Origin of the sequence: Flavobacterium sp. ACN2, from assembly GCF_002303885.1 — a bacterium.
In the GTDB taxonomy this organism is placed as follows: Bacteria; Bacteroidota; Bacteroidia; order Flavobacteriales; family Flavobacteriaceae; genus Flavobacterium.
The window spans coordinates 112,045-132,580 of the sequence record NZ_MRCM01000011.1; the positions used below are offsets into that span (position 1 = coordinate 112,045).

The window sequence follows — 20,536 nt, forward strand, 5'->3', positions numbered from 1 at the left end:
CTTAACTTAAAACTGTTTATAGCATGCAACTGTATAACACTTTGAGCGCAGAAGAAAGAGCCATCATGATCGATGATGCAGGTAAACAACGACTAACGTTGTCTTTCTATGCGTATGCCAAAATTCAAGATCCACAAAAATTTCGTAATGACTTATTCGTAGCCTGGAATGCCCTAGATGCATTAGGTCGAATTTATGTTGCCAGTGAAGGAATAAATGCTCAGATGAGTATTCCTGCCGAAAATTTGGAAGCTTTTAGAACCACTCTTGAAGTTTATGATTTCATGAAAGGCATTCGTTTGAATGAAGCTGTAGAGCATGATGACCATTCGTTTTTGAAATTAACAATCAAAGTGCGTCACAAAATCGTTGCAGACGGCTTAAACGACGACACTTTTGATGTTACCAATATAGGCGTTCACTTGAAAGCCAAAGAATTCAATGAGATTTTAGATGATCCGAATACGATTGTGGTTGATTTTAGAAATCATTACGAAAGTGAAGTAGGGCATTTTAAAAACGCCATCACACCAGATGTTGAAACTTTTAGAGAGAGTTTGCCAATTATCAACGATCAGCTTAAAGATCACAAAGACGATAAAAATCTGGTAATGTACTGTACGGGAGGTATTCGTTGTGAAAAAGCAAGTGCTTACTTTAAACACCAAGGTTTCAAAAACGTTTATCAATTAGAAGGCGGAATTATTAATTACGCTAAACAGTTGAAAGAAGAAGGTCTAGAGAGCAAGTTCATTGGTAAAAACTTCGTATTTGATAATCGTCTAGGCGAAAGAATTACTGATGATATCATTTCACAATGCCATCAATGCGGAAAACCTTGCGATAACCACACGAATTGCGAAAATGATGGTTGTCATTTATTGTTTATTCAATGTGATGATTGTAAAGCAGCAATGGAAAACTGCTGTTCAACAGAATGCTTGGATATCATACATATGCCTTTGGTTGACCAAGTTCGTTTAAGAACAGGTAAACAAGTTGGAAACAAAGTATTTCGAAAAGGTAAATCTGAAAATCTGAAATTCAAACATTCAGGCGAATTGCCAGAAACTGCTTTGGCTACAGCGCAAAAGCCAGCTGATATCCGTCAGAAAGTAAAAGTAAAAAAAGTACTTCTTGGAAAAGCAGAACATTATTATGTAAAAGCACAAGTTGGACAATTTACAGTAGAAAATCACGAATTAAACATTGGTGATAAAATCCTTATTTCTGGTCCAACTACAGGAGATCAGGAATTGGTTTTGAATAGGATCATTGTTAATGGTGCAGAAACTCAATCTGCTAAAGTTGGTGATAAGGTTACTTTTGAGGTTCCTTTCCGTATACGTTTGTCGGATAAATTGTATAAAATTTTAAATTAGCGATTTTTAAAATCCTAATTTAAAATGTCGTAGCCGTATTTTTACCAAATTATAGATTCGTGCCATTTGGGCAACCAAAAATCAATATTAAATATAGCCCACGGTTTCAATCGTGGGTTATATTCATCTGTTACGAATAATTTTTAAAACATAGACTATGATATAAATCATAGGAATCTAATCTATACCCACATTATTTTTGTCATTTGAATAATAAATCAAAAATGACGATTAACAATACAATTGAACTCATGGCTCCCGCTGGGAACTTTGAGTCGCTTCAGGCTGCTTTAGACAATGGATGTGATTCTGTATATTTTGGTGTTGAACAACTCAACATGCGTGCAAGATCGACCGTTAATTTTACTATTGAAGATTTAAAAGAAATAGCTAATCGATGTGAAGAAAAAAATGTTCGAAGCTATCTTACTTTAAATACCATTATTTACGATCACGATCTATCTGTCGTAAAAACATTATTGACAAAAGCTAAAGATGCTAATATTACTGCTGTAATTGCATCAGACCAAGCTGTAATTGCAATGGCAAGATCGATTGGAATGGAAGTTCATATTTCGACCCAATTGAATGTAACGAACATCGAAACCATTAGATTCTATAGTTTATTTGCAGATACGATGGTTTTAAGTCGTGAATTGAGTTTACGTCAAGTAAAGAAAATCACAGAACAAATAGAAAAGGATCAGATCAAAGGGCCAAACGGAAATTTAGTAGAAATCGAAATTTTTGGTCACGGAGCTTTGTGTATGGCAGTTTCAGGAAAATGTTATTTGAGTTTACATTCACATAATTCCTCTGCCAATCGTGGTGCCTGCAAACAAAATTGCCGAAAAAAATATACAGTTATCGATCAAGAAACGGGTTTCGAAATCGAATTGGATAACGAATACATGATGTCGCCAAAAGATTTATGTACTTTGGATTTCTTAGATCAAGTAATTGATTCTGGAATTCAGGTTTTAAAAATCGAAGGTCGAGGTCGTGCGCCAGAATATGTGGCAACGGTCATTAAAACCTATCGTGAAGCTATCGATGCATATTACGAAGGCACTTTCTCAAAAGAGAAAACGGTAGTTTGGATGGAAGCTTTGAATACCGTTTACAATCGCGGTTTTTGGTCAGGATATTATTTGGGACAAGAATTAGGAGAATGGAGCGATACTCCTGGATCTGCGGCAACTCAAAAGAAAGTTTATGTTGGAAAAGGAACACATTATTTCCCAAAAGCCGAAGTTGGACAATTCAAAATTGAAGCTTACGATATTAAAGTCGGAGATAAAATTTTGGTAACAGGACCAAGTACAGGAGCTCAGGAAATGATTATCGATGAAATGTTTGTGAACGATCTTACAGCAGAAAAAGCAACAAAAGGAGACGATTGCACTTTCAAGCTTCCGTTTAGAATCAGAATGTCGGACAAGCTATATAAAATCGTTGAGGCATAATGGTTATTATTACTTTACAGAGAGACAAATGCATTGGTTGTAATTATTGCGTCGAAATGGATCCAGTTCATTTCCAGATGTCGAAAAAAGACGGAAAATCGGTATTGCTTCATTCGCAGAATGCAAAAGGATTTTTAACTTTAAAATCTCCAAATCATGCCATTGTAGAAAGTTGTGAACTCGCTGCAAAAGCTTGTCCAGTGAAGATTATTACGGTTAAAGAAACATAGAATATATAAAAAAGAAAGAGCTGCAAAACGCAGCTCTTTTTTATTAAAGCAATTTTATTCTTTAACCATATTTTTGAAAGTACTGTTTGATAAGACAGACAAGCTTCCTTCTTTAGAAGTTCCCTGCCAATCAGATAGTTTTCCGTTTACATAAATTTTGATTCCAATGTCTGTGGCACTTTCATAAATTATATATTTTATGTTGCCACTATTAAATTCCAATTCGTAAACTGTATTTTGTTTTCGAAATTTAAATCCTGCTTTGTCTGCTTTTTCAGGAGTTGATGGGTGGGCAAACGAAACAAATTTATATTCATCGTTTTGCCGAAATGCATAATACAAAATACCGTTATGTTTAAATAAAATTATGCGCCCCTTACCATTTTTAGTATCAAAAGAAACTACTTTTTCTAAGTTTGGCTCGTAAACAGATAAAGTCGAAAAAGGTATGAAATCATTACCTTTTCGTTTTTGCCTGTTATTTTTAGAAACGGAAAAGAATTTCCATCTTCCTCAAAAGTGCATTCTTCTTTAGCTTCCAAACCAGAAACGCTATAATAGGAACAAACATGAAGGGCTGCACCGCCGCTGCTTGAGGTTATAAGACGTTTGTTTTTAGCATCAATTTCAAATCCTCCACCTCTTACACAAAAGGAATTGTAATACAAGTCGCTAATACTATTGCTTAACACAAAAGAATTTGACATATTAATAAATATATACGCTGTTGCTTGTGGTGTATAACAACCTTCATCGTCATTTTTCTCGTTGTTAAAAAGGATAACGTCGGTACGTCCGTCAAAGTTGACATCTCCTAAAACGCGAATATTAGATTCAGGAATACTTTTGAATGTCGTGATTTTGGCTGTTTTGCTTAGTTCCGATTTAGAAAGTTGCTTAGAACCATATTCGAGTACCGTTTTCTTTGTTTGATTCTCTGTAAGCCTATAATATTCTTCTGTTTTCGAATTCTTAGTTTGTTTGGCAAAATACAAAGTATGGCCTTTCAAGAAATCATTAACGACATAAGCTTTTTGAGCATTTAAAATATAGGTTTGCGAAAGTAGAAAAAAGACGAAGTAAAACTTTATTTTCATATTGTATTCAGAATAAGGTTCGTGAAATTATTCATCAAAAAGATGAAGTTCATCAAAATCTTTAATTTCAGATAATTTAAGAAGTTTTGTTCTTTTAATTTTACTTTCGCTTTTTTCAAAAATTTCATCATCATCATAGGTGTTTTCATTGATGTTATGATTTACAATCTTTTTTCGAGTCAGAAAATTGATGCTGGTTTCTGTAAGAACAATTGGTCCTCGATTACTGCTGGCATCATAACCAATTAGTTCAAAATCTGAATTTTGATATCTAAAAGTATACTGCCAATAACCGTATCTTCCATGAGCATAGTTTATGTATAATTTTCCGTCTTTTATTTCAAAGTCAAGTTCGGGAGCATAATAAACACCTCCTTCTTCATTTTCAGAAGAAAAGCTGTCATAGTTTTTAGCAGCCAGTACGTAGCCATTATTTTTGTTTAATAGAGCAATAATTCCTCTGCGGTTTCGGTCTAGTTCTCCACGATATTCGTGCTGAATGATTTTACTTTTATCAGTTCCTTTAATGATCAGAATATAATCTTCCAGTCCGTCTTTATTAAAATCTCCCTTAATAGTATCAAAAGGAACATATCCTTTCGGAATAAAATCTTCAGGTTTTTTCTTTATTTCGATTGAAGCTGTATCTTTTTCAAAAACTTCTGGAACAGTTGGAATTTCTGTAACCTGAGAAGATGCTGTTTTTTCTTTGGTTTTGTTGCAACTTGAAAATCCAGTAAATAGTAAAATAAGGACTGTAATAAGTAAATTTCTAATCATAATAGTTTTTTAGATTTCATAAGAAAAACACTCTTGTATCGTTCAAAATGTTTTGTAATCTTATCTTTTGTAATTTGGTTCGCTTAGCAAAATCGGTGTCGTATTGGCAAGAACCCATTTAGTTGCGAGTTCGCATAAAAAATTAAGTTCGTCGATTTCCCCGTCTCCATTTTTTCGAACATCTTTTATAATTAAAGCTGCTTTTGCCAATTCGTTATCAGACAATGAATTATTTGAGGACAAATGGATAAAAAAGGCATCTAACATTTTTTTAAAATCAATATTCCAATTCCCGCCGCCATTTCTATATATTTCATCGCGCACTTTTCCTGATATGCGCACGACTTCGCCTTGTATGGTTTTTGAACTGCCCTTTGACGGTATTAAAAGTTCCCATAGTTCTTCGAATTGTTTTTCCCAGGTTGTGCCACTTACAGAAATGGGAGACACGCCGTCGTGTAGAATACGTCTTTTTACAGGCGGAACATGAAACATTTCATAAAGTTGCTTTAATGCATGGTCTGTCTCTTCCAAGTAATCTTTGTTGAAATTTTCCCTATGAAATTCAAAATCTTCTCCCCTTCGAACAACAGCATCTTTCATGGTTTGAGTTATTTCGACATCAGATTTTAAAAGTATTTTTGATATTTCGGCCAAGTTTTTAAGGTCGATGTTATTTGCTCTAACCAAAGCACGTTCCAAAGGAGTTTGTTTGTAGGTATTCAATGCATTGGTATCTGCTCCAGATGCTATCAGTTTTTGGACAGCATCAACATTAAAGCCACTTCCACTTGCAAAATGCAAAGGCGTATCTCCATAATTATCTCTTGCATGTATATTGGCACCGAGTGCTAATAAAGTTGAAACCTTACCAGTTCGTATCATCGCGTTTTGATGCAATGCAGTACGGTTATAAGTATCAACCGCTTCTATATCTGCGCCATTTTCTACTAGCCAGACTATAAGCTCATCGGGAATACCCCAAAAGCTTAACGCGGTTGTTTTTCCGTAACCGCCTCTTGCGTCCAATTCGCAGGTGTCAAATACAGCTTTCAAACCTTCAATGTCTTTCTTCTCGATTAATTCATTAAAATTTTTCGGAAGCGTTTTCTTTTTCTTTCCCATTCTTTTTGTTCCTTTTTAAAATCATTTGTCAAGAGATTTGATTTCAGACCCCAATTTTAGCATTAATGTTATGCTTTTCAACATATGCTTTTGCTGCATTCATCAGTTTTGTAAATTTTGCATCAATTTCACTTTGAGTTGAGGTGTCAAAATCTGAGATTGCTTTTTGTATTTGCTCTGGCGAAGCTTTTTCGTCTTTTAGTTTAGCAATCGGCAAATAACCTTCTTTTTGTTTGGCGATTGCATAAGAAAATAAATCTTTTGAAGCCTGAAGAAGTTCTTTGTTATCATCGTCTTCAGCAATATCTTTAATAGTTTGAAAACGTATTTCTAGATTGGTAATATCATATTTAAAAGCATCGTAGTAAGAAGAAGGAACCATCTTTTTTTGACTCTCATCATAAACTTGTGCTTCCGATTGCAGTTTTTCATTGATTTCTTTGCTTCCAAAACGAGACAATAAATTCGAATTTAAAGCAGCAATTTCAAAGGTTTTTTCTGGCGAAAGGTTGGTGCAAGATGTAGAAACTATGCTCGAGGCAATTAATACTAAAAATAGAGTCGTGGCATTTAAGATTTTTTTCATTTGTGAGTTTATTTATTATTTATCCTTTTAAAATTTTACTTTTTTCAATATCAAATTCTTCCGAAGTTAAAATTCCAGCATCTAAAAGTTCTTTTAAGTCTAATAATGCTTTTTTCTTTGTTTCCATCGAATTTGAAGTATCCGCTTTTGGAGCTTCGGTCTGCGGTGCAGTGTTTATTGGATTTACAGTAGTTCCAGAAGGAGCATATTTCAAAATCAACTCCGTAATTTCATTGAAACCTTTTACATTCGAATAGTCAATTGCTTTTTGCTCTTTTACATTTACGATGGAAGCATCGGCTTTGTTGTCCAATAGATACTTTACAACATCTTTCTTTCCGTTTGCAGCGCTGTAGTGAAGGGGCGTATTTCCGGATTCGTCTTGAATATTGATATTTGCCCCTGCTTCAATTAATAGTTTTACCATACTCAGATTGCCTTTTTTGGTTGCAGCATGTAGAAGACTTTCTCCTCCGTAAGTATAAGAGTTATTTAAGGTGAAACTAGATTCGTTAGAAATATTGGTTGCACTGACAATCCAATCTAGATAATCATTCATTGAAGAAGTATCACTGGTGACTGGTTTGCTGTAATTCACATCGACGCCATTTTCTAAAAACAATGCGACAATCTCCTTTTGATTATTCGCGCAAGCGTACCAAATAGAAGAGTGTCCATTATTACTTGAAGTAAATACATCTGATCCTCTTTCAATCAATAATTTAGCCAACATTCTATTGGTTTCGTAGCATGCAATTAATAGCGCATTCTCCCCAGAATGATTCGTATGATTGATAGCCGCGCCATTGTCCAAGAGTAAAGTTACTATTGGCAATGACTTTGTATAACATGCGTAAAGTAATGGCGTATTGCCTTGTTTATCGGTCACATTAATGTCGGCACCTTTATCTAAAAGCAATTGGATAATCTCACGGTTTAGTTTTGCAGAAGCCAATAATAGCGGAGTTTCTCCATTGTTATTCAATAAATTAACATCAATTCCTGCTTCAAGCAACTTTGTTGCGATATCAACCTGGGCAGTTTGTACGGTCAAGTGTAACAAGCTGTTACCGTTTTTATCGTTGATTTCAATTTTGGCGCCATTCTCCAACAAAAACAAAGCGGTCTGTTTTTGCTTTTGCAGACAAGCAAAGAATAAAGGCGTTTCTCCTGCATGATCTTCATAATCGATATTGGCTCCATCTTCAACTAATAGTTTCACAATATCCAGATATCCTCTGTGCGCGGCATAATGCAAGGCTGTTCTTCCTTTTTCGTCGGTATATTTTACCTCTACTTCTTTATTTTGAAGCAGTAATTCAGCTATTTTTCGATTGCCGTTTTCACAGGCAATTATAAATGACATTGACATAGAATTGTGATTTTAAATTTAGGCTTTCATTAAAAGCTCAACAGTTTTAACTTTCAAATTGTCTGTAGAAGCAAGCGCAAGAGCAGTTTCGTCTTTATCGTTTGTAATTTCTTTATCTGCGCCATTTTCAAGAAGCAATTTTACTTTCCTGTAAATTTCTTTCGCCGCTTCAGCATCATAATTCACATTGTAGGCACAGACTTTGTGCAAAATGGTATTGCCTTGATTGTCTTGTTCGTTAACATCAATTGCCCCGCTGTCTAATGCCGATTTTAAAATACCCGATTTTTTCTCCGCTATATAATCGATGCCGGATTTCGGATTTCCATAATATTGAGCGCAGTGATTTAAGTCGGCACCATCAGATAATAACCTTTGGAAAGAATTGAGATCATTCTCCGAATCAGACATCATTCGGATAAACTCAGTCAGTAAAGTTCTTCCGTCTTTATTGATGCTGCTGAAATCTGCTGAAGAGGATTCGGCTAAAAGTTCGTACATCGGAATAGAAAACTGCTCACCAACAGCATAATAAAAAGAACTGTTTTCCTGATTGTCTTTTTCGTTAGGATCTGCTCCGTTTTCTAATAAGGTCGGAATGTATTCTTTTTTGTTTCTTTTTACAGCATACATCAACGGAGTAGTTCCAACTACATTTTTCTCGTTGATATCAACTCCGTTTTCAAGAAGTATTGTAATATATTCTTTGCCTTTTTCAGCATTTAAAGAATAATTGTTTACGATTTTATGAATTAGATTTTCCTGAGCGTTGTTTTGGTATTGTGCATTGCATCCAAAATCTTCTATTAAACTTTTAATAACTTCTGGAGCCGCTTCTTTTTCTATGAAATATCCCAATAAAGTCTGATCGCTGATTTCGTCATTAAAATTGTCGACTTTTGACATTATCTCTTTGAAGATAGAAAGAGATTCTTCGTCATTTTTTATATTTCGGGAAAGTGGGTTGAATATAGATTTGTCAAAACTGTCCAATTCGTAAATATCGGTTTCAATAAAGTTGGCTTTTATTAGCCGTTCGATGAAATCAATTTCTTTGGCTTCGATAATTTTGGCAGCTATTTGAGAGAAATTGTTTTTAAGATACTGATCGTTAAAGTTTTCTCCGTTATTTAGGCATTCTCTGGCCTCGTCAAATTTTCCCTGAAAAAGGAAATTTTCAATCTGGTTTTGTGTTTGCATTCGTAATATATTTAAAAATGATTATAAGTTTTACTCACAATTTTGGCTTGTAATTAGTGGCTTCACAAACATTGCTGTAAGATAAAACATAAAAATGAGAAATATATTTCAGGATAAAAATTAAAAAAGGCTTTTTATGTTAAGAAATAGACCGAATGGAGATTTTTGGCTTTTTTTTGGTCTGATTTTTTGAAAAAATAGATAAAAAGTATATTTAAAAGAAAACCGTATTTTGCAATTGAAGCAAAATAGGGTTTATTTTCATTTCAATTATTGAAAAATAATATCAAGATCATTAGTAATAGTTTCTTCGCACAACTCGATCGTGCAGATTTATCTCAGTAACGATAGCGCGGATTTGCAATCCGTGCCCGCAAAGATTGGTTTATTCTCTTTGTAAATATAAAAAGGGCATTAATTTGTTGTAACTTTTATTTTAATGATTTGTTTTGTGTCTTACTGTTGCGGGCACGGATTGAAAATCCGCGCTATCGGGTTTTAAACTTCTCCCTTGTTAAAAGTTCATTCTGCTTGTGAATGTATGATAAATCAATTTTATAAAACTTGTGTTCTCTGTTCGCGCAAGGAGAGAAATCGAATTATTCTTTACTATCATTTTTCAAATTAGAAATAAATAAATCAAAAGATTGGGATACAAATAGAAGTTCTTTTTCATCCATTAACCAAAGAAATATTGAATTAAAATCTTCTTTTTTTAAAGATAATACAAAACAATTCCCTCCATAATCATATGCAAATGGAATCATTTGACTTAGTTTATTGAAATCTTCAATTAAATCTTTATAGAGCTGTTCAATAGGAAGATCTCCATATTTTATTGAATTAAATCCACCTAAGATAAAACGGTTTTGATTTTCTTCGGGATAATAACCTCCATTATTTGAAAGATAAAATTCTTTAAATGAATTAGGTAATGAACAATTAAAAAGTTTTTCAAATTCACTAATTTCTTTTGTAGTTAGTTTTTGTTCTGATTCTTCAAGAATTAATTTCATGATTTTTTTAATAAAACTGTAATTTTTCTCTTCAAGAGAAATACAAAATTAATTTTTAAAAGACCTGAAAACAATCTCAGTAAGTCATAAAACAAACAGAATAAGATTTTTATTTAGAGGGGAATAAGATATTTTTAGTAGAGAATTTTAAAAGTATTATTTTAAAAGATAGGGTCAATTTTTATTTAACAACCCTTTAGAACTAATCTATAAATAGCCAAATAAAAAAAATACTATCTTTACCGATCAAACGTTTATGAACTTAAGCTGCATTCTGGCAGCACTACATATATAATTATGGCATGTACAAGTTGTTCAACCTCAGATGGTGGCGCACCAAAAGGTTGTAAAAATAATGGGACTTGCGGCACCGATAGCTGCAATAAATTGACGGTTTTTGACTGGCTTTCGAACATGAGTCCGTCCAATGGAGAGGCGATTTTTGATTGTGTTGAGGTTCGTTTTAAAAACGGACGTAAGGAATTTTTTAGAAATTCAGAAAAATTAACTTTAAGCATTGGTGATATTGTTGCAACTGTAGCTTCACCAGGTCATGATATTGGTATTGTTACTCTTACAGGCGAATTGGTAAAAATTCAAATGAAGAAAAAAGGTGCAAATCCTGAAAGTAATGATGTGCCGAAAATCTATAGAAAAGCATCTCAAAAAGACATCGATATTTGGTCTGTAGCACGTGATCGCGAAGAACCAATGAAGGTTCGTGCACGTGAATTGGCGATTCAGCATAAATTGGAAATGAAGATTTCGGATATCGAATTTCAAGGCGACGGATCTAAAGCAACTTTTTACTACACGGCAAATGATCGTGTCGATTTTAGAATGCTGATTAAGGATTTTGCTAAAGAATTCAGCACTAGAGTGGAGATGAAACAAGTTGGTTTCCGTCAGGAAGCGGCTCGTTTAGGAGGAGTTGGATCTTGCGGACGCGAACTTTGCTGTTCGACTTGGTTAACCGATTTCAGAAGTGTAAATACATCAGCAGCTCGTTATCAGCAATTATCATTGAATCCGCAGAAATTAGCGGGGCAATGCGGTAAACTAAAATGCTGTTTGAACTATGAGTTAGACACTTACATGGATGCATTAAAAGATTTTCCGGATTACGATACCAAACTAATCACAGAAAAAGGAGATGCTGTTTGCCAAAAACAAGATATTTTTAAAGGATTAATGTGGTTTGCGTATACAAACAACTTCGCAAACTGGCATGTTTTAAAAATTGATCAGGTAAAAGAGATCATTGCAGAAAATAAACAGAAAAATAAAGTTTCTTCTTTAGAAGATTTTGCTGTTGAAGTAGTTGCAGAACCAGAAAAAGACTTCAATAATGCAATGGGTCAAGAAAGTTTAACTCGTTTTGACCAACCAAAAAGAAAGAAAAAACCAAATCGTAAGCGCAAGCAAAATGCAGAGGCGGCTACCGTTGCAACTCCAGCAAAACCACAGCAGGAGAAAAATGTAAATCACGCTAAACCAGCAGGAAATACTAATCCGAACAATGGTAATGCAAACAATGGCAACGCAAACAAACCAAACAATCAAAACAATCCAAATAAGCAAAATCATAAGAAAAAGCATAATTCGAATAAGAACAATCCGAATAAGCAAAATTCTAATGAAAACAAACCTGCTGAACCTAGAAAACCAATAACGAATACTAAAAATGAGAATAAAAAATAGCGGAATTCTTCTTTTGGTAGCTATACTTCTTTTTTCTTGTGATAAAAAAAGAGTATTTGATCAGTATAAATCTGTTGGAAGTGCTTGGCACAAAGACAGTATTGTAAGCTTTGATCTGCCAGTTTTAGATTCTACAAAAAAGTTCAACCTCTTTGTAAACATACGAGACAATAATAATTATCCTTTTAATAATTTATTTTTAATTGTTGCTCTTGAAACACCAAGCGGTTTTACAAAAGTGGATACATTAGAATACCAAATGGCAGAGCCAGATGGAACGTTGTTAGGAAATGGATTTTCTGACATAAAAGAAAGTAAGCTTTATTACAAAGAAGATGTGAAGTTTACAGGGAAATACAAAGTTCACATCAAACAAGCGGTTAGACAATCGGGTAAAATACCAGGTGTTGAAGCTTTGCAAGGAATTACAGACGTTGGTTTTAGAATAGAACAAAAAGATTAGATAAATAGTTATGGCTGCTAAAAAAAACAATCAATCCAAAAGCGTTAAGGATATTAATTATTACAAAAAGAAATTTTGGCAGGTTTTTGCCTACTCTTTATTAGGAGTTCTAGCCTTCTTCTTATTTGCTTCTTGGGGTTTATTTGGTTCTATGCCTTCATTTGAAGATTTAGAAAATCCAGATTCAAACCTTGCTACCGAAATTATCTCTTCTGATGGAGTTGTGATTGGTAAATATTTCAAAACCAATAGATCGCAACTTAAATATTCTGATTTGCCTAAAAATTTAGTTGAAGCACTTGTTGCAACTGAAGATGCACGTTTTTACGACCACTCAGGAATTGATGGGCGTGGAACTTTAAGAGCTGTTTTTAGTTTAGGAACAAATGGGGGTGCGAGTACATTGACACAACAGCTTGCAAAACAGTTGTTTCATGGTGAAGGATCGAAATTTTTGCCTTTTAGAGTTGTACAAAAAATAAAAGAATGGATTATTGCCATTCGTCTGGAAAGACAATATACAAAGAACGAAATCTTAGCGATGTATTGCAACGTTTATGATTTCGGAAATTATTCTGTTGGAGTAAGTTCTGCCGCTCAGACTTATTTCTCAAAAGAGCCAAAAGACTTGACAATTGACGAATCTGCTATTTTGGTCGGAATGTTCAAAAATTCAGGTTTGTACAATCCGGTAAGAAATCCGCAGGGCGTAAAAAACCGTCGTAATGTGGTTTTATCGCAAATGGCAAAAGCAAAAATGATTTCGGAAGCTGAAAAAGAAAGACTTCAAGCGCTTCCAATTACGCTGAAATTTAAATTGGAAAGCCACCGTGAAGGTATCGCTACTTATTTCAGAGAATATCTTCGCGATTACATGAAAAAATGGGTTGCTGAAAACAAAAAGCCTGATGGATCTGATTACGATATTTACAAAGATGGTCTTAAGATTTATACTACTATAGATTCTAGAATGCAAACCTACGCTGAAGAAGCGGTTGCTGCGCACATGCAAAACCTTCAACAGCAGTTTTTTATTGATCAAAAAAACAATAAAAATGCTCCTTTCGTAAATATTACACAAGCTGAGACAGATAGAATCATCATGCAAGCCATGAAAAATTCTGTTCGTTGGGCTCAGATGAAAGATATGGATAAAAGCGAGGAAGATATCATTGCATCATTCAAAGTAAAAACTAAAATGCGTGTCTTTACTTGGAAAGGTGAAAGAGATACCACTATGACACCACTGGATTCTATTCGTTACTACAAGCACTTTTTGCAATCTGGTTTAATGTCTATGGAACCTCAAACAGGAGCAATTAAAGCTTGGGTTGGAGGAATCAATTACAAATATTTCCAATACGATCACGTAGGGCAGGGAGCAAGACAGGTAGGTTCTACTTTCAAGCCTTTTGTTTATGCAACGGCAATCGAAGAATTAAATATGTCGCCATGTGATTCTATTCTTGATGGACCTTTCATGATCCATAAAGGACGTCACCACGTAACAGAAGACTGGGAACCAAGAAACTCAGATTACAGATACCGCGGAATGGTAACTTTAAAACAAGCCTTGGCAGCTTCTATCAATACAGTTTCGGCTAAATTAATTGATAGAACAAGTCCAGAAGCAGTTGTAGAATTAACTAAAAAATTAGGAGTAAAAACAGAAATTCCAGTTCAGCCTTCAATTGCACTAGGTGCGGTAGATATTACAGTTGAAGATATGGTTGCGGCGTATAGTACATTTGCGAACCAAGGAGTTTATGTAAAACCACAGTTTTTAAGCAGAATTGAAAACAAAAGCGGAGAGGTTATTTACGAACCAATTCCAGAGTCTCACGACGTTTTAAATAAAGATATTGCCTTTGCGGTAATCAAATTGCTTCAAGGGGTTACAGAAAGTGGTTCTGGTGTGCGTTTACGTACTCAGGGCGGCGGAAGTGGAGATAACCGTTGGACAGGATATCCATACATGTTTACAAACCCAATTGCGGGTAAAACAGGTACAACGCAAAACCAGTCTGATGGTTGGTTTATGGGAATGGTTCCGAACTTGGTAACTGGAGTTTGGGTTGGATGTGAAGATCGTTCAGCACGTTTCAAAAGTTTGACTTACGGACAAGGAGCAACTGCAGCTTTGCCTGTTTGGGGGTATTACATGAAAAAGTGTTATGCTGATAAAACCCTTCAGGTTTCTAAAGGCGAGTTTGAACGTCCGGCAAACCTTTCTATAAAAGTAGACTGCTATGCTAGACCAGTTATAGTGAAAGATACCACACAGACCGAACAAAATACAGATGAATTTGAATTGTAATATTGTTGCAATAACCCTTATCTGATTATACATCAATCCCTTTACCAGTCTTCTAGAAGATTTGTAAAGGGATTTTTCTTTTCGTTTTATTTTTACGAAATCGTTATAATTTCACCTAAAAATCTTATTTTTATCAAAAATATTCAGCAATAAAGATAGTTTGTTATGATAACAAAAAAAGTAAATAACGTTCATGAAGCTATTGAAGGAATCGATAGCGGTATGACCATTATGTTTGGTGGTTTCGGTTTATGTGGTATTCCTGAAAATACAATCGCAGCTTTGGTAAATACATCCATTTCAGATTTAACCTGTATTTCCAACAATGCTGGTGTAGACGATTTTGGTTTGGGATTGTTGTTGCAGAAAAAGCAGATCAAAAAAATGATTTCTTCTTATGTGGGAGAAAACGCCGAATTTGAACGTCAGATGCTTTCGGGAGAATTAGAAGTTGAATTGACGCCTCAAGGAACTTTGGCAGAACGCTGTCGTGCGGCTCAGGCTGGAATTCCTGCTTTCTTTACACCAGCAGGTTACGGAACTGAAGTTGCTGAAGGAAAAGAAGCACGCGAGTTTAATGGAAAAATGCATATTATGGAAGAAGCTTTCAAAGCCGATTTTTCTATTGTAAAAGCTTGGAAAGGCGATGAAGCCGGAAATCTGATTTTCAAAGGAACAGCCAGAAACTTCAATGCTTGTATGGCGGGTGCAGGAAAGATCACAATTGCAGAAGTAGAAGAGTTGGTTCCTGTTGGCACATTAGACCCCAATCAAATTCATATTCCTGGAATTATGGTACAGCGTATCTTTCAAGGAGAAAAATTTGAAAAGAGAATTGAGCAACGCACAGTAAGAGCTAGAAATTAGATAATTAGAAAATGAGGTAATTAGATAATTAATTTAGATTGTGTATAGAATTATCTTATTATCAAATTGACTAATTGACACATTAAAAATATGACTAGATTTAGTATAGCTCTTTTTTCGTTCGTATCGTTTCAGGTTTTTTCTCAAGGCACCAATGAACTTAGAAATCAATTGCAGCAAATCATTTCAAGTAAAAATGCGACGGTCGGAGTTTCAATAAAAAACATTGAAGACAAAGACACTTTGAGTATTAACGGAAATTTAAAAATGCCAATGATGAGCGTGTTTAAATTTCATATTGCTTTGGCAGTTTTGCATAAAGTTGATGAAGGCGAGTTCAATCTTACGCAGGAAATTTTCGTAAAAAAGAAAGACTTAAAGGAAGATACGTGGAGCCCGATGAAAGAAGATTATCCAGAAGGAAATGTAAACTTGACTTTGGATAAAATACTTCGATATACGGTTTCGCATAGTGATAATAACGGATGCGACATTTTGATCAAATTAGTTGGAGGCACAAAATACATTCAGAAGTTTATAAACGAACAGGGAATCAAGGATTTCGTTATTAAAGTGAACGAAGATCAAATGAAGACTTGGAAAAATCTGTATATCAACACCACCACTCCGTTAGCAACTACAGAATTGCTGGAGAAGTTTTTTAAAGGTAAAGTTCTAAAAGAAGAAACCACGAAGTATCTATATCAGATAATGGTAGAAACTTCAAGAGGTCTTACTTGGATGAAAGCTGGACTTCCTGAAGGAACAGAATTGGCACATCGAACTGGAATCTCTGGAACGAATGATGCTAATTTGAGAGTAGCAATGAATGACATTGGAATTGTAAAACTTCCAAATGGAAAACATCTTATTGTTTCTGTTTATTTAAAAGATATTACAGAAAAGAAAGAAGACACAGAAAAAATAGTTGCAGATATCACAAAAGCAGTCTGGAATTATTTTATTAGATAATTAGAAAATGAGTCAATTAGATAATTAATTTAGATTGTGTATAGAATTATCTTATTATCAAATTGACTAATTGACACATTAAAAAGATACATTAAAACTATGGCACTTAGTAAAGAAGATATAGCAAAACGAATTGCAAAAGAAGTAAAAGACCGTTATTTTGTAAATCTTGGAATTGGGATTCCGACTTTGGTCGCAAATTATGTTCGAGAGGATATAGCGGTTGAATTCCAAAGTGAAAATGGAGTTCTCGGAATGGGGCCTTTTCCTTTTGAAGGAGAAGAAGATGCAGATGTGATCAATGCAGGAAAACAAACTATTACAACACTTCCGGGTGCAAGTTTCTTTGATTCGGCTTTCAGTTTTGGAATGATTCGTAGCCAAAAAGTAGATTTGACAATTCTAGGAGCGATGGAAGTTTCTGAAAACGGAGACATCGCAAACTGGAAAATTCCAGGTAAAATGGTAAAAGGAATGGGGGGCGCAATGGATTTGGTGGCTTCCGCCGAAAATATCATCGTTGCCATGATGCACGTAAACAAAGCAGGTGAGTCAAAAATCTTAAAAAGATGCACTTTGCCATTGACTGGAGTAGGATGCGTTAAAAAGGTTGTAACAGAGCTTGCAGTTCTAGAAGTAACCGAAAAAGGTTTTAAGCTCTTAGAACGAGCGCCAGGTGTCTCAGTCGATCACATCATCGCCTCAACCGAAGCCGATTTGATTATTGAAGGAGAAATTCCTGAAATGGATATCAGCTAAAAAAATATTTTTTTCTAAAAAAACCGATCAAGGCCAGCTTTTAAAAGAGCTGGCCTTTTTTGTAGGAATTAATTAAAGGATTTATTGCTATTGATATTAATAAATTATATCAGATTCAAAACTTATTTTCAAATATAAGTAGTTATTAATCAGTGAAATAATTATTTTTTAAGGCATTTTCTTACGAGATTATTATGGTTTGTTAAATAAAAATGGAATTAATGTAAAAAATGTTGCTTTTTATCGATTAAAGACATATTTAATCGATTATCTAACATAAATAAAATATTTTTACACAAAAATAAAGTATTTACCTACATTAAATATTTTGTTTGTAATCCATTTAACCAAAATTAAATACCACATTATTATGGAAAGAAAATTACCCAAGATTATGGCGTCAGCCGTTATTATTCTTACATTTTCAGCGCCTGTATTTGCTCAGAATACAGACAAGCGGATAAGTCAGAAAAATTTATCAGAAAATGGACAACCGAGTCTAATCACTTTTAGTGATAAATCCACCTACAAGGGAACAGATTACAATACTGTTTTTAAAGAGCAACTTGGACTAAAGGATAACCAATCTTTTTTGAAAGTTAAAACTGAATCAGACAGAGAGGGGTTTACTCATGAAAAGTTTCAGTTGTATGAACAAGGAATTAAAGTAGAATTTGCCAATTATACATTACATTCTAAAGAAGGCAAATTGGTTTCTATGAATGGTGAGTTTTATGCTTTTAATAATGTAAAAACTACTCCAAAATTATCAAGTCAGGATGCATTTGCTAAAGCGATTGCTTACACGGGAGCAAAAGAATACTTATGGGAAAAACCCGAAGATGCCGCTGCAATGGATTATGAAAAACCAAAAGGGGAATTGGTTTTATTACCAGATATGGAAGAACAGGGACAGGATAGAAAATCAGACAAAGTTCGATTGGCTTATAAGTTTGATATCTATGCTACGAATCCGTTGAGCAGAGGTGATCTCTATATCGATGCTGAAACTGGAAATGTTTTGTTTTATAATGCTACAATAAAACACCTTGGAGAATATAGTCACGGAGGAAAATTGGAGTCTGCGAAAGCAAAGCAAGAGGTAGCATCTAATGCAAAAGTTGCAATTGTTGCAGCAAATGCAGCGACACGTTATAGCGGAACTCAGACCATTCAGACTACTCTAAGCGGATCTTCTTATATTTTATCTGATGGAACTCGCGGAAATGGAATTCAAACCTATAATTCTGCCAGAACAGCGACATACCCAACAACCAATTTCACCGATGCTGACAATAACTGGACAGCTGCTGAGTATAATAATACAAATAAAGATAATGGAGCATTAGATGCACATTGGGGTGCTGAAATGACATATGATTATTGGTCTGCTGTTCATGGAAGAAACAGTTATGACAATGCTGGAGCAAAAATTAGAAGTTATGTTCACTACAATTTAGTAGCTGCTGGATATCCAAATAACAATAATGCATTCTGGAACGGAAGTGTTATGACTTATGGCGACGGAACAGGAACTGGAGGATTTGATATCTTGACGTCAATAGATGTTGCTGGACATGAAATAGGACATGCGGTTTGTACTTATACAGCAAATCTTGCTTATCAAAAAGAATCAGGAGCAATGAATGAGGGTTTCTCTGATATTTGGGGAGCTTGTATCGAATATCGTGCTGCACCAACAAAATCGACATGGTTAGTGGGAGAAGATATTGAAAGAAGATCAGGGCATCTTGCTTTGCGCTCTATGAGTAATCCAAAATCTGAGGGGCAACCAGATACTTATGGAGGAACTAATTGGGTGAGCCAAAGCTGTACACCCACTAGTAGTAATGATTATTGCGGCGTTCATACCAATTCTGGAGTTTTGAATCATTGGTTTTATATTTTATCAGTTGGTAAATCAGGAACAAATGATATTGGAAGCACCTATAATGTGACTGGTATAACTATCGATAAAGCTGCAAAAATTGCCTATCGTTTAGAAAGTGTGTATTTAACCGCAAATTCTACTTATGCAAATGCAAGGACATCAGGAATACAATCTGCAATAGATTTGTATGGTGCAGGTTCGGCTGAAGTTATAGCAACAACCAATGCTTTTTTTGCAGTAGGTATTGGCGCAGCTTATGTAGGATCTACTGATACTGTTGCGCCTACAGCTCCAACAAGTCTTGCAGCTTCGGGCACTACGGGAACAACGACTAATTTATCCTGGACAGCCTCAACAGATAATGTTGCTGTTACAGGGTATGATATTTACCAAGGAACAACATTAAAAGGTTCGTCTGCAACAACTAGTTATACCGTAACTGGTTTAACAGCATTAACAGCTTATAGTTTTAGTGTAAAAGCTAAAGATGCGGCAGGAAATGTTTCGACAGCGAGTAATACAGTAAATGTTACAACTACTTCTGCGGGATTAACATATTGTACATCTCAGGGTAATAGTACGGCAGACGAAAGAATTGGTAAAGTTGTATTTGGAACAATCAACAATACATCTACAGGAACAGCGGGTTATGAAAATTACACCTCAATTTCGGCAAATGCAACAAGAGGAACTGCATATACAATTACGATCACACCGAGCTGGACATCTACAGTTTACAGTGAAGGATATGCTGTATTTATAGATTACAATCAAGATGGTGATTTTGCCGATTCTGGTGAAACGGTTTGGACAAAAGCGACATCAACAGCAACTTCGGCATCTGGAACTATTACAATTCCGGCAACAGCAACTCTTGGGACAACAAGACTTAGAGTTTCTATGAAATACAATGGAGTTCCAACATCTTGCGAAAGTTTTTCTTATGGACAGGTCGAAGATTATTCGATAAACATAACAGCTTTAGGACCAATTGTGAATGAAGAACTTGTTGCGGGATTGATTGAGACTAATGAAAATTCTGAATTTGTATTATATCCAAATCCTGTTACAAATGAGCTAAATGTTTCATTTTTAAACAATAAAGGATATACATTTAGAATTACAAATGTTTTAGGTCAGCAAATTAGTAAAGGTGAACTTTCTGAAAGCCCTATAGATGTAAGCCTGTTAAGTACGGGAATTTACATTATAGAATTGAACAACGGCACAAAAAGAATCGTTAAGAAATTCGCTAAAAAATAAAATAATAATACTATAAAAAGTAAAAAACCGCCTACTTGGGCGGTTTTTC

18 protein-coding genes are annotated in these 20,536 nt (G+C 34.7%); 10 read left to right on the plus strand and 8 right to left on the minus strand.

From position 1 onward, the window contains the following. Positions 1–23: 23 nt before the first annotated feature. From BSF41_RS14605 to BSF41_RS14615, 3 genes are all read left to right on the plus strand, one after another. Entirely contained in the window at positions 24–1,382 is a 1,359-nt protein-coding gene (locus BSF41_RS14605; protein ID WP_095930240.1) for a rhodanese-related sulfurtransferase, read from the plus strand. Between the two features lie 224 nt (positions 1,383–1,606). Then, entirely contained in the window at positions 1,607–2,848 is a 1,242-nt protein-coding gene (locus BSF41_RS14610; protein WP_095930241.1) for a peptidase U32 family protein, read from the plus strand. After that, positions 2,848–3,078: a ferredoxin gene (locus tag BSF41_RS14615; RefSeq protein WP_095930242.1), complete on the plus strand. Its 231-nt coding sequence runs from the start codon at positions 2,848–2,850 to the stop codon at positions 3,076–3,078. The genes BSF41_RS14610 and BSF41_RS14615 overlap by 1 nt, the downstream gene beginning before the upstream one ends. A 54-nt stretch (positions 3,079–3,132) precedes the next feature. On the opposite strand, the gene BSF41_RS23985 is transcribed toward BSF41_RS14615, so the two are convergent. The 8 genes from BSF41_RS23985 to BSF41_RS14650 all read right to left on the minus strand — a co-directional run bounded on the left by BSF41_RS23985 (position 3,133) and on the right by BSF41_RS14650 (position 10,254). Next, entirely contained in the window at positions 3,133–3,420 is a 288-nt protein-coding gene (locus tag BSF41_RS23985) for a hypothetical protein (protein ID WP_253251834.1), read from the minus strand. Positions 3,421–3,488: 68 nt separating this feature from the next. Beyond that, positions 3,489–4,175: a hypothetical protein gene (locus tag BSF41_RS14620; protein WP_253251835.1), complete on the minus strand. Its 687-nt coding sequence runs from the start codon at positions 4,173–4,175 to the stop codon at positions 3,489–3,491. Between the two features lie 27 nt (positions 4,176–4,202). Beyond that, positions 4,203–4,955, minus strand: a complete 753-nt coding sequence (locus tag BSF41_RS14625) for a hypothetical protein (protein WP_095930243.1) — start codon at positions 4,953–4,955, stop codon at positions 4,203–4,205. A 60-nt stretch (positions 4,956–5,015) separates the two neighbouring features. Then, complete coding sequence (locus BSF41_RS14630) at positions 5,016–6,080, minus strand: ankyrin repeat domain-containing protein (RefSeq protein ID WP_095930244.1); 1,065 nt, start codon at positions 6,078–6,080, stop codon at positions 5,016–5,018. 43 nt (positions 6,081–6,123) lie between these two features. After that, complete coding sequence (locus tag BSF41_RS14635) at positions 6,124–6,666, minus strand: hypothetical protein (RefSeq protein WP_095930245.1); 543 nt, start codon at positions 6,664–6,666, stop codon at positions 6,124–6,126. A gap of 19 nt (positions 6,667–6,685) precedes the next feature. Further along, complete coding sequence (locus BSF41_RS14640) at positions 6,686–8,032, minus strand: ankyrin repeat domain-containing protein (RefSeq protein WP_253251836.1); 1,347 nt, start codon at positions 8,030–8,032, stop codon at positions 6,686–6,688. Positions 8,033–8,056: 24 nt separating this feature from the next. Beyond that, on the minus strand, positions 8,057–9,238 hold the full coding sequence (locus BSF41_RS14645) for an ankyrin repeat domain-containing protein (RefSeq protein WP_095930247.1): 1,182 nt from the start codon (positions 9,236–9,238) through the stop codon (positions 8,057–8,059). 599 nt (positions 9,239–9,837) lie between these two features. After that, positions 9,838–10,254 (minus strand): SMI1/KNR4 family protein, encoded by a 417-nt coding sequence (locus BSF41_RS14650; protein WP_095930248.1) that lies wholly within the window; start codon positions 10,252–10,254, stop codon positions 9,838–9,840. Between the two features lie 297 nt (positions 10,255–10,551). On the opposite strand from BSF41_RS14650, the gene BSF41_RS14655 reads away from it, so the two are divergent. From BSF41_RS14655 to BSF41_RS14685, 7 genes are all read left to right on the plus strand, one after another. Then, on the plus strand, positions 10,552–11,955 hold the full coding sequence (locus BSF41_RS14655) for a regulatory iron-sulfur-containing complex subunit RicT (protein WP_095930249.1): 1,404 nt from the start codon (positions 10,552–10,554) through the stop codon (positions 11,953–11,955). Further along, on the plus strand, positions 11,939–12,418 hold the full coding sequence (locus tag BSF41_RS14660) for a gliding motility lipoprotein GldH (protein WP_095930250.1): 480 nt from the start codon (positions 11,939–11,941) through the stop codon (positions 12,416–12,418). Before BSF41_RS14655 ends, BSF41_RS14660 begins: the two co-directional genes overlap by 17 nt. A gap of 10 nt (positions 12,419–12,428) precedes the next feature. Next, complete coding sequence (locus BSF41_RS14665) at positions 12,429–14,735, plus strand: penicillin-binding protein 1A (RefSeq protein ID WP_095930251.1); 2,307 nt, start codon at positions 12,429–12,431, stop codon at positions 14,733–14,735. 165 nt (positions 14,736–14,900) lie between these two features. Next, a complete protein-coding gene (locus BSF41_RS14670) occupies positions 14,901–15,602 on the plus strand; it encodes a CoA transferase subunit A (protein WP_095930252.1) in 702 nt (233 codons plus the stop codon). Positions 15,603–15,692: 90 nt separating this feature from the next. Beyond that, entirely contained in the window at positions 15,693–16,574 is an 882-nt protein-coding gene (gene bla, locus BSF41_RS14675; RefSeq protein ID WP_095930253.1) for a class A beta-lactamase, subclass A2, read from the plus strand. A gap of 99 nt (positions 16,575–16,673) precedes the next feature. Beyond that, positions 16,674–17,333, plus strand: coding sequence for a 3-oxoacid CoA-transferase subunit B (locus BSF41_RS14680; RefSeq protein ID WP_095930254.1), 660 nt, complete (start codon positions 16,674–16,676; stop codon positions 17,331–17,333). Positions 17,334–17,703: 370 nt separating this feature from the next. Continuing rightward, on the plus strand, positions 17,704–20,487 hold the full coding sequence (locus BSF41_RS14685) for a M4 family metallopeptidase (RefSeq protein WP_095930255.1): 2,784 nt from the start codon (positions 17,704–17,706) through the stop codon (positions 20,485–20,487). The last annotated feature ends 49 nt before the right edge of the window (positions 20,488–20,536 follow it).

Bases quoted from the DNA above. Each gene is read 5' to 3' on its own strand.
- BSF41_RS14605 (WP_095930240.1), top strand. From the start codon at position 24: ATGCAACTGTATAACACTTTGAGCGCAGAAGAAAGAGCCATCATGATC.
- BSF41_RS14610 (WP_095930241.1), top strand. From the start codon at position 1,607: ATGACGATTAACAATACAATTGAACTCATGGCTCCCGCTGGGAACTTT.
- BSF41_RS14615 (WP_095930242.1), top strand. From the start codon at position 2,848: ATGGTTATTATTACTTTACAGAGAGACAAATGCATTGGTTGTAATTAT.
- BSF41_RS14620 (WP_253251835.1), bottom strand. From the start codon at position 4,175: ATGAAAATAAAGTTTTACTTCGTCTTTTTTCTACTTTCGCAAACCTAT.
- BSF41_RS14625 (WP_095930243.1), bottom strand. From the start codon at position 4,955: ATGATTAGAAATTTACTTATTACAGTCCTTATTTTACTATTTACTGGA.
- BSF41_RS14630 (WP_095930244.1), bottom strand. From the start codon at position 6,080: ATGGGAAAGAAAAAGAAAACGCTTCCGAAAAATTTTAATGAATTAATC.
- BSF41_RS14635 (WP_095930245.1), bottom strand. From the start codon at position 6,666: ATGAAAAAAATCTTAAATGCCACGACTCTATTTTTAGTATTAATTGCC.
- BSF41_RS14640 (WP_253251836.1), bottom strand. From the start codon at position 8,032: ATGTCATTTATAATTGCCTGTGAAAACGGCAATCGAAAAATAGCTGAA.
- BSF41_RS14645 (WP_095930247.1), bottom strand. From the start codon at position 9,238: ATGCAAACACAAAACCAGATTGAAAATTTCCTTTTTCAGGGAAAATTT.
- BSF41_RS14650 (WP_095930248.1), bottom strand. From the start codon at position 10,254: ATGAAATTAATTCTTGAAGAATCAGAACAAAAACTAACTACAAAAGAA.
- BSF41_RS14655 (WP_095930249.1), top strand. From the start codon at position 10,552: ATGGCATGTACAAGTTGTTCAACCTCAGATGGTGGCGCACCAAAAGGT.
- BSF41_RS14660 (WP_095930250.1), top strand. From the start codon at position 11,939: ATGAGAATAAAAAATAGCGGAATTCTTCTTTTGGTAGCTATACTTCTT.
- BSF41_RS14665 (WP_095930251.1), top strand. From the start codon at position 12,429: ATGGCTGCTAAAAAAAACAATCAATCCAAAAGCGTTAAGGATATTAAT.
- BSF41_RS14670 (WP_095930252.1), top strand. From the start codon at position 14,901: ATGATAACAAAAAAAGTAAATAACGTTCATGAAGCTATTGAAGGAATC.
- bla (WP_095930253.1), top strand. From the start codon at position 15,693: ATGACTAGATTTAGTATAGCTCTTTTTTCGTTCGTATCGTTTCAGGTT.
- BSF41_RS14680 (WP_095930254.1), top strand. From the start codon at position 16,674: ATGGCACTTAGTAAAGAAGATATAGCAAAACGAATTGCAAAAGAAGTA.
- BSF41_RS14685 (WP_095930255.1), top strand. From the start codon at position 17,704: ATGGAAAGAAAATTACCCAAGATTATGGCGTCAGCCGTTATTATTCTT.